This is a genomic window from Ornithinimicrobium sp., assembly GCF_030537745.1.
In the GTDB taxonomy this organism is placed as follows: Bacteria; Actinomycetota; Actinomycetes; order Actinomycetales; family Dermatophilaceae; genus Ornithinicoccus.
In genome coordinates this window covers 1-7,123 of sequence record NZ_JAUNVI010000097.1, presented here as the reverse complement: position 1 = coordinate 7,123, position 7,123 = coordinate 1, and the positions used below count along the sequence as shown (strand labels likewise).

Below are 7,123 nucleotides of genomic sequence, written 5' to 3'. Positions count from 1 at the left end.
CTCTGACCCTCCGTCAGATTGCCGGGGTGAAGGTTTCATGACCGGGCGCGGTGCACTGACCGATCGCGCGGCTCGTCTCCTGTTGGCACGGATCGCCGAACCTTATGACGACACCATCCAGGAGCTGGTCACGCAGTTAGGCGTGCGTGATCTGGTGGGCTACGCACTGCGCGATGGACGCACTCCTGATGGTGCGTCACTGGCTCGTCTGCAAGGCCGCCTGCCCCAGGCGACCGGGGCCGATGACGACCAGATCTGTCGGGCGCTCGGGGTGCGCACGTTGGTCCCGGGCGAGCCGGAGTGGCCGACTGCCGTCGACGATCTGGACCGACCGCCGTGGTGCCTGTGGGTGAAGGGTCCCCTCGAGCTGGGGGAGGCCACCGAGCGCAGCGTGGCGATCGTCGGCGCGAGGGCCAGCACCACGTACGGCGACGAAGTCACCGCGTCGATGGCGCTGACGCTGGCGGAGAGTGGGTTCACGATCGTCTCCGGTGCCGCGTTCGGGATTGACGCGGCAGCCCACCGCGGCGCTCTCGCGGTGGGCGGGGCCACGGTCGCTGTGCTGGCCGGCGGAGTGGATGTGCCCTACCCGCGTGCCAATGCCGAGCTGCTGGCCCAGATCGGACGGTGGGGGGCGCTCGTGAGCGAGACGCCGCCCGGTGGTGCCCCTGCCCGGATGCGGTTTCTTGCGCGAAACAGGCTGATCGCCGCGCTGGCGGCCGGCACCGTAGTGGTGGAGGCTGGCCTGCGCTCTGGGGCCCGCACCACGGCCAAGTACGCCCGGGAGCTGGGCAGGCACCTGATGGCCGTGCCGGGGCCTGTCACCTCCCAGCAGTCCGCGGGTTGCCATGAGGAGATCCGCTGGGGCGCGACGCTCGTCACGGACGCGCCCGAGGTCGCTGAGGTCGTGGGTCGCATCGGTGAGGACCTCGCTCCGTTGAAGCGCGGGCGGAGTCGGGAGGAGGACGACCTGCCCCCCGAGTGCAAGCGCGTGTGGCAGTGGCTGCGGCCGCGTAGGTCGGCCAGCGTCGACGAGCTCATGGTGCGGTCAGGGCTGGGGCTGCGCGAAGTGCTGGTCGCGCTCTCGCAGCTCGAGCAGCGCGGCATGGTCGAGCAGCTGCTCGACGGCTGGAAGCGCAGGACCTGCCCATGAGTTCGCAGGGGTTCGCGGCCCGGGGTGTCCGAGGGGTGGCGTTGGCGACGGCCTGCCTGCTGATGACCGGGCTGGCAGGGGGAGGGCAGTCTGCGGCCGCGGCGCATCAATCACACGTCGCCCAGCAGAGGCAGAGTGCACCCACCGACGGCGCGGCGTTGGACGCGGTGGGCGCGTCTGCCCTCTCCGCGGCGGTCGGGCTGCGGACGGATCGGGGCGTGACCTCTGCGTGGGGCTGGCCGTTGATGGGCAGACCGCAGATCGTCAACGGCTTTGACCTTCCGTCGCAGCGATGGTTGCCGGGGCATCGAGGTATAGATCTGGCGGGCGTGATCGGTGAGCCGGTGCTGGCGGTCGACGCCGGGGTGGTCAGCTTCTCCGGCCAGATCGCCGGAGTGGGCATCATCTCGGTCACGCACTCCAACGGTCTGCGCTCGACCTATCAGCCGGTCTCGGAAAGATCGCCCAGGGGCTCCAGGGTGGGCCGCGGCGACCTCGTCGGCACCCTCGACCTCGGAGGCCATTGTGTGCTGCGGTCCTGCCTGCACCTTGGCGCCGTCCGGGGCAAGGACGCCTATGTAGACCCCACTCCGCTGCTTCTCGATCTCGAGCTCTCGCTGCTGCCGGTCACCGACTGAGAGTGCCGTGGGGTGGCTCGAGGTCGGCGGTCTGCTCGGCTAGGCGACGCTGCGTGCCTCGTCCAACCAGTGCCGCAACGTCGACTGGTGCTCGGGGAGCGCGACGGTCAGCAGGTCCTCGACGAGGGAGATGATCCGGGATGGCACCTGGATCGACTCCTTGCCGTAGTGGAGTGGCTCGGCCAGGGCAAGATCGATGAGCAGGGAGACCCGCTGGGGTCGGTGCACGAGGCGGACCACCTGCTCGTAGGTGACGAGGGCCGGGAGTTCGGCACGGGTGACGGCCAGCCGCAGTATCCGGTGCAGTTCGTCGAGCACCTGCACGGAGGTCGTGGGGTCGTTAATTCCTGGCGACAGGGCCCGATCAGCGATGTCGACGAGTTTGCGGATGCCGTAAGCCGGGTCCTGGTTGAAGACCCGGTCCTTCTCCACCATGACCTTGCGTCGCAGCGAGCCGAGTTGATCCTCCTCCAGCGCCGCAGACCCCGCCGCACGCCAGACCCGGATCGCGGGCATCCCCTTCGGCACAAAGGCGCCGACCTGCGGGAGCACTTCGACGACGGCGTCATGCTCGGCCGCCCAGGAGAGCAACTCACGGTGATCGACCTCGACCACTGACCCGTGCTCCTGCGCCAGCACCGACTGGGACGTCATCCCGGGGCCTGGTTTCCACGAGTCCGTGCCTAGGCGGGCGCCGGGCGCGTCCGGCTCGGGTAGGTAGCGATCCACGACGTCGAGCGTGACGTTACCGAGGTGAGCCACGATCGAGGACACCTGGATCGAGTTGGTCATGTGGTGGATGAAGGCCAGGAACATCGCGACGCTGGCCAGCACGAGGAGGAACGCCACCGTCACCGAGATCTGGGGCACGAAGCCCGCGCTCACGCCGGATTCGTCCAGAACGGAGCGTAGGACCGTCAGCGCGTACGTGAAGCTCGCGGCAAAGATCCCCAACGTCGTCTGGGTGACCCGGTTGGCGAGGAAGTCGCTGAGGACGCGCGGACTGAACTGACTGCTGGCCAGCTGCATCACGACCATCGTGATGGAGAAGACCAGACCGGTCACAGAGATCATCGCGCCCGCGATGGTGCCGAGCATGTCGCGGGCCCCGTTCGGCCCGCCTCGGAAGACGTATGGGAGCTCGCCTTGAAAGGACCGGTCAAATTCGGGGAGGAAGATGCCAGCGACGGTGGCGGCGACGATGATGACCATCGGCAGGACCCAGAAGGGGCGCCAGATCCGGTCCCACCGGCTGATCGACCGGGTGCGGGGTAGCGCCCCGAGGTTGTCGGTGTCGGTGTCGGCGTCGCTCCCCGCGTGTGGCGAGCCCTCGGAGGTGCGTGACGTCATACCCAGGAGCATGCCAGGTAGCTCCGGCACCGGTCGACAACGTGCCGCTCACCCGTGAGAGCACCCCGGGATCCGTGGCCGCCCCCGCGATCGCCGCAGCATCGCGGCCCCTGACCGGTCCCACCCTGCCTCGTGTGCCGAGCCTGCTCATCGACAGGAGGGAGATGGCAGCGCGGACCGTCCGGTGCGTCATGGGCGACCGCCCGGAGTGGCAGCGCGGACCGTCCGGTCAGGCGCGGGGGTGGGCTTGCTGATAGGCGGAGCGGAGCCGCTCCACAGAGACGTGCGTGTAGATCTGGGTGGTGGCCAGACTCGCGTGGCCCAGGAGCTCCTGCACGGTCCGTAGGTCTGCCCCGCCGTCGAGGAGGTGGGTGGCGGCGCTGTGTCGAAGGCCGTGCGGACCCAGGTGCGGGATGTCCGGCAAGTGCGCGAGCAGCGCCTGCAGCGAGGACCGGACCTGGCGCTGGTCGACGCGTCGCCCGCGGCGGCCCAGGAACAGTGCCGGTCCCGACACTGTCGTGACCAGGGCGGGACGGGCGGTCCGCACCCAGAGGTCGATCGCCTCGGCCGCCGGGGCGCCAAACGGCACGATCCGCTCCTTGTCGCCCTTGCCCAGCACCCGCGCCGTCTCTGTCTGCAAGTCCACGTCGTCGACGTCCAGACCGGTCAGTTCGCCGACGCGCATCCCTGAGGCATACAGGAGCTCGAGCATGGCGCGGTTGCGGACATGGACGGGGTCAGCATCGTCGGAGGCGACCGCAGCCAGAGTCATGAGGTCACCGGCCTGCTCTTTCTTGAGGACCCCTGGGAGGTGGTGCGCCTTGCCGGGAGCCACTAGGCGCAGGGACGGATCCGCAGCGACGTGGCCGTGTCGCACTGCCCACCGGAAGAACGTCTTGGCAGCAGCAGACCTTCGCGAGATCGTCGACCGAGAGGCGCCAGCGTCGCCCTGGGCGCCTAGCCAGCCGCGCAGGTCAGCCAGGCGGACGTCGCCGGGGCCGTCGACGCCAGCGCTCATGAGGTAGTCCTGCAGCCCGCGTAGGTCCGCCAGGTAGGCGCGCACAGTGTGCGGCGAGCGGCCCTTCTCAAGGAGGAGGTGCTGCTCGAAAGCGGCGATGACGCCCTCGGGGATCACGGTCAGCCTCACCTCGGGACCCGTGTCACGACAGTGCCCGCCAGCCGGTCATGCAGGCCCTGACCACCGGTTAACGCGGGCACCGCGACCAGCCCGAGAAGCGCCAGCGCCGCCACGTCGAAGATAATCGCGGTCGGCAGTTGCGTGTCCAGGATGAAGCGGGAGACCGCCAGATGGGCCAACTGCCAGGGCAGCACCTTGACCAGGTTGCGGATCCAGACCGAGCGCCGGCTCGGGGCAGCACCGGAGATTGAGCGCACGGTCAGGTGGTTCCAGCGCTTGCCGAGGCTCGCGTGCGACGCCGACGACTCCGTGACCACGAGGTAGAGCAGGAAGGGCAGGACCGTCGCGACCGCGATCAGCAGGTCGTAGGGCAGCAGCTCCGCAGCGGATGGAGGGTCTACAGGCGTAGCGGAAAAGCCATCGAGCAAGAAGAACGAGAGCAGTCCCAGCAGCACGAGCCAACCTGCGACCACGACCCAGTCACCCAGCCACGAACGCACCCGGACCCAGGGGCGTGCACGTCCGGCGGGTGGCCTCATACCTCTCAGGGTGTCATCACCCTCGAGTGATTGCCGTCATTGCGCAAGCTACGCAGGCGGCGGGCCGCCTCCTTGAGGACGTCGTCCTGCTTGCAGAAGGCAAACCGGACCAGTGAAGCCACCTGCTCGGGGTGGTCGCAGAAGGCCGACACCGGGACGCCGACGACACCCACGTCCTGCGGCAGGCGACGACAAAACTCCACCGCGTCGGTGACGCCGTGGCCGGCGAAGTCGGCGATCACGAAGTAGGTGCCCTGGCAAGGCGAGACGGGGACGCCGACGTCGGTCAGCGCGGCCACCAGCAGATCGCGCTTGCCCTGCAGCTGCTCGGCGAAGCCGGTGAAGAACTCGTCCGGCAGCCCCAGCCCGTGGGCGACGGCGGGCTGGACATGGGTAACCCCGACGAAGGTGAGGAACTGCTTGACGCTGGCCACCGCTCCGACCAGTTCTGCCGGACCACTCACCCAGCCGGTCTTCCAACCGGTCAGCGAGAAGGACTTGCCGACCGAGGAGATGGTCAGCGTCCGTTCTGCCATGCCGGGCAGCGTGGAGATCGGGATGTGGCGCAGGCCGTCGAAGACGAGGTGCTCATAGACCTCGTCCGAGATCACCACCAGGTCGTGCTCCAGCGCGATGGCCGCGACGGCGTCGAGCTCCTCACGGCTGAAGACCTTGCCGGTCGGGTTGTGCGGGGTGTTGAGCAGCAGCACCCGCGTCCGGTCGGTCACTGCGGCGCGGAGGGCGTCGACGTCCAGGGCAAGGTCCGGGAAGCGCAGCGACACGCTGCGGCGCTGCGCTCCGGCCAGGGCAATGCACGCCGCGTAGGAGTCGTAGTACGGCTCGATGACCAGGACCTCATCGCCGGTGTCGGCCAGCGCCAGGATCGAGGCAGCGATGGCTTCGGTCGCGCCGACCGTGACCAGCACCTGGGTGTCCGGATCAAGAGGTATGTCGTAGAACCGGCGTTGATGGTCGGCCACCGCCTGCCGCAGCACCGGCAGCCCGCGGGCCGGGGCGTACTGGTTGAGGCCGGAGCGCAGACCGTGCGCCGCGATCTCGATCAGCTCGGCCGGACCGTCGGTGTCAGGGAAACCCTGGCCGAGGTTGACCGCGTCGAACTGGAGCGCTCGTTGGGTCATCTCGGCGAAGACGGTGGTACCGAACTCCTGCATGCGTGGGACAAGGGCCATGGCGTCACGGTAGCGAGCGCGCGGCGCCCAGTGCGGATTGGGTCAGTAGCGTCCCCGTGGCCTACGATATAGCCACGTGTGGAGTGTCCGCCCTGCCTGCGAAGACAGGCGGTTCGCCAGACGAATTCGCGCCAGGGCGTGGTCGGCTGCTCAGCCGACGTCTCCTCCCCGCGGTCCCACGACCATCCGGTGGTGGGTTGGGAGTGTCCTCTGGCCAGGAAATAACTGCACCCTACGAGAAAGTGAGACACGGCATGGCCGTCGTCACCATGCGCCAGCTCCTCGAGAGCGGCGTCCACTTCGGGCACCAGACCCGTCGCTGGAACCCCAAGATGAAGCGCTTCATCATGACCGAGCGCAATGGCATCTACATCATCGACCTGCAGCAGTCGCTCACCTACCTCAACGAGGCGTACGACTTCGTGAAGCAGACCGTCGCCCACGGCGGCGCGATCCTCTTCGTCGGCACCAAGAGGCAGGCGCAGGAAACCATCGCGGAGCAGGCGACCCGGGTCGGGATGCCTTACGTCAACCACCGCTGGCTCGGTGGCATGCTCACTAACTTCCAGACGATCTCCAAGCGCCTCGCGCGTATGAAGGAGCTCGACGAGGTCGACTTCGACGACGTCGCCGCCAGCGGCCGCACCAAGAAGGAACTCCTGATGATGCGCCGTGAGCACGAGAAGCTCACCAAGGAGCTCGGTGGCATCCGCGACATGCAGCGCGTGCCCTCGGCCGTCTGGGTCGTGGACACCAAGAAGGAGCACCTCGCCGTTACCGAGGCCCGCAAGCTCGGCCTGCCCGTCATCGCGATCCTGGACACCAACTGTGACCCCGACGAGGTCGACTACAAGATCCCAGGCAACGACGACGCGATCCGTTCCGTCGCGCTGCTGACCCGTGTGGTCGCGGACGCCGTGGCTGATGGTCTGATGTCTCGCTCCGGCGGTGACTCCGGTGCCACCGAAGGTGGGGAAGCACTCGAGCCGATGGCTGAGTGGGAGCGCGAGCTTCTCGCGGGAGCCGAGACGGACGCCGCTGCCGCGCCCGCTGCTGAGGTCACTGAGGCACCTGCTCCTGAGGCCGCCGAGGCCCCCGCTGCTGAGGTCACTGAG

Annotated in this window: 7 protein-coding genes; 3 read left to right on the top strand and 4 right to left on the bottom strand. The window is 68.5% G+C overall.

The genetic code is table 11. The features are described from left to right. On the top strand, positions 1–1,153 hold a 1,153-nt coding region (gene dprA / locus Q4P07_RS13635), incomplete at its 5' end, for a DNA-processing protein DprA (protein WP_368660287.1). Further along, positions 1,150–1,791 (top strand): M23 family metallopeptidase, encoded by a 642-nt coding sequence (locus Q4P07_RS13630; RefSeq protein ID WP_303375462.1) that lies wholly within the window; start codon positions 1,150–1,152, stop codon positions 1,789–1,791. The genes dprA and Q4P07_RS13630, both read left to right, overlap by 4 nt. 39 nt (positions 1,792–1,830) lie before the next feature. On the opposite strand, the gene Q4P07_RS13625 is transcribed toward Q4P07_RS13630, so the two are convergent. From Q4P07_RS13625 to Q4P07_RS13610, 4 genes are all read right to left on the bottom strand, one after another. Further along, a complete protein-coding gene (locus Q4P07_RS13625) occupies positions 1,831–3,141 on the bottom strand; it encodes a DUF2254 domain-containing protein (protein ID WP_303375461.1) in 1,311 nt (436 codons plus the stop codon). A 229-nt stretch (positions 3,142–3,370) separates the two neighbouring features. Then, a complete protein-coding gene (locus tag Q4P07_RS13620; protein ID WP_303375463.1) occupies positions 3,371–4,282 on the bottom strand; it encodes a tyrosine recombinase XerC in 912 nt (303 codons plus the stop codon). A 2-nt stretch (positions 4,283–4,284) separates the two neighbouring features. Then, positions 4,285–4,818 carry an RDD family protein gene (locus Q4P07_RS13615; protein WP_303375460.1) on the bottom strand — a complete coding sequence of 178 codons (534 nt, stop codon included), beginning with the start codon at positions 4,816–4,818 and terminating at the stop codon, positions 4,285–4,287. Between the two features lie 5 nt (positions 4,819–4,823). Next, positions 4,824–6,008: a pyridoxal phosphate-dependent aminotransferase gene (locus Q4P07_RS13610; RefSeq protein ID WP_303375459.1), complete on the bottom strand. Its 1,185-nt coding sequence runs from the start codon at positions 6,006–6,008 to the stop codon at positions 4,824–4,826. Between the two features lie 254 nt (positions 6,009–6,262). On the opposite strand from Q4P07_RS13610, the gene rpsB reads away from it, so the two are divergent. Next, positions 6,263–7,123, top strand: an 861-nt coding sequence (gene rpsB / locus Q4P07_RS13605) for a 30S ribosomal protein S2 (protein ID WP_303375458.1), incomplete at its 3' end; no start/stop codon positions are given.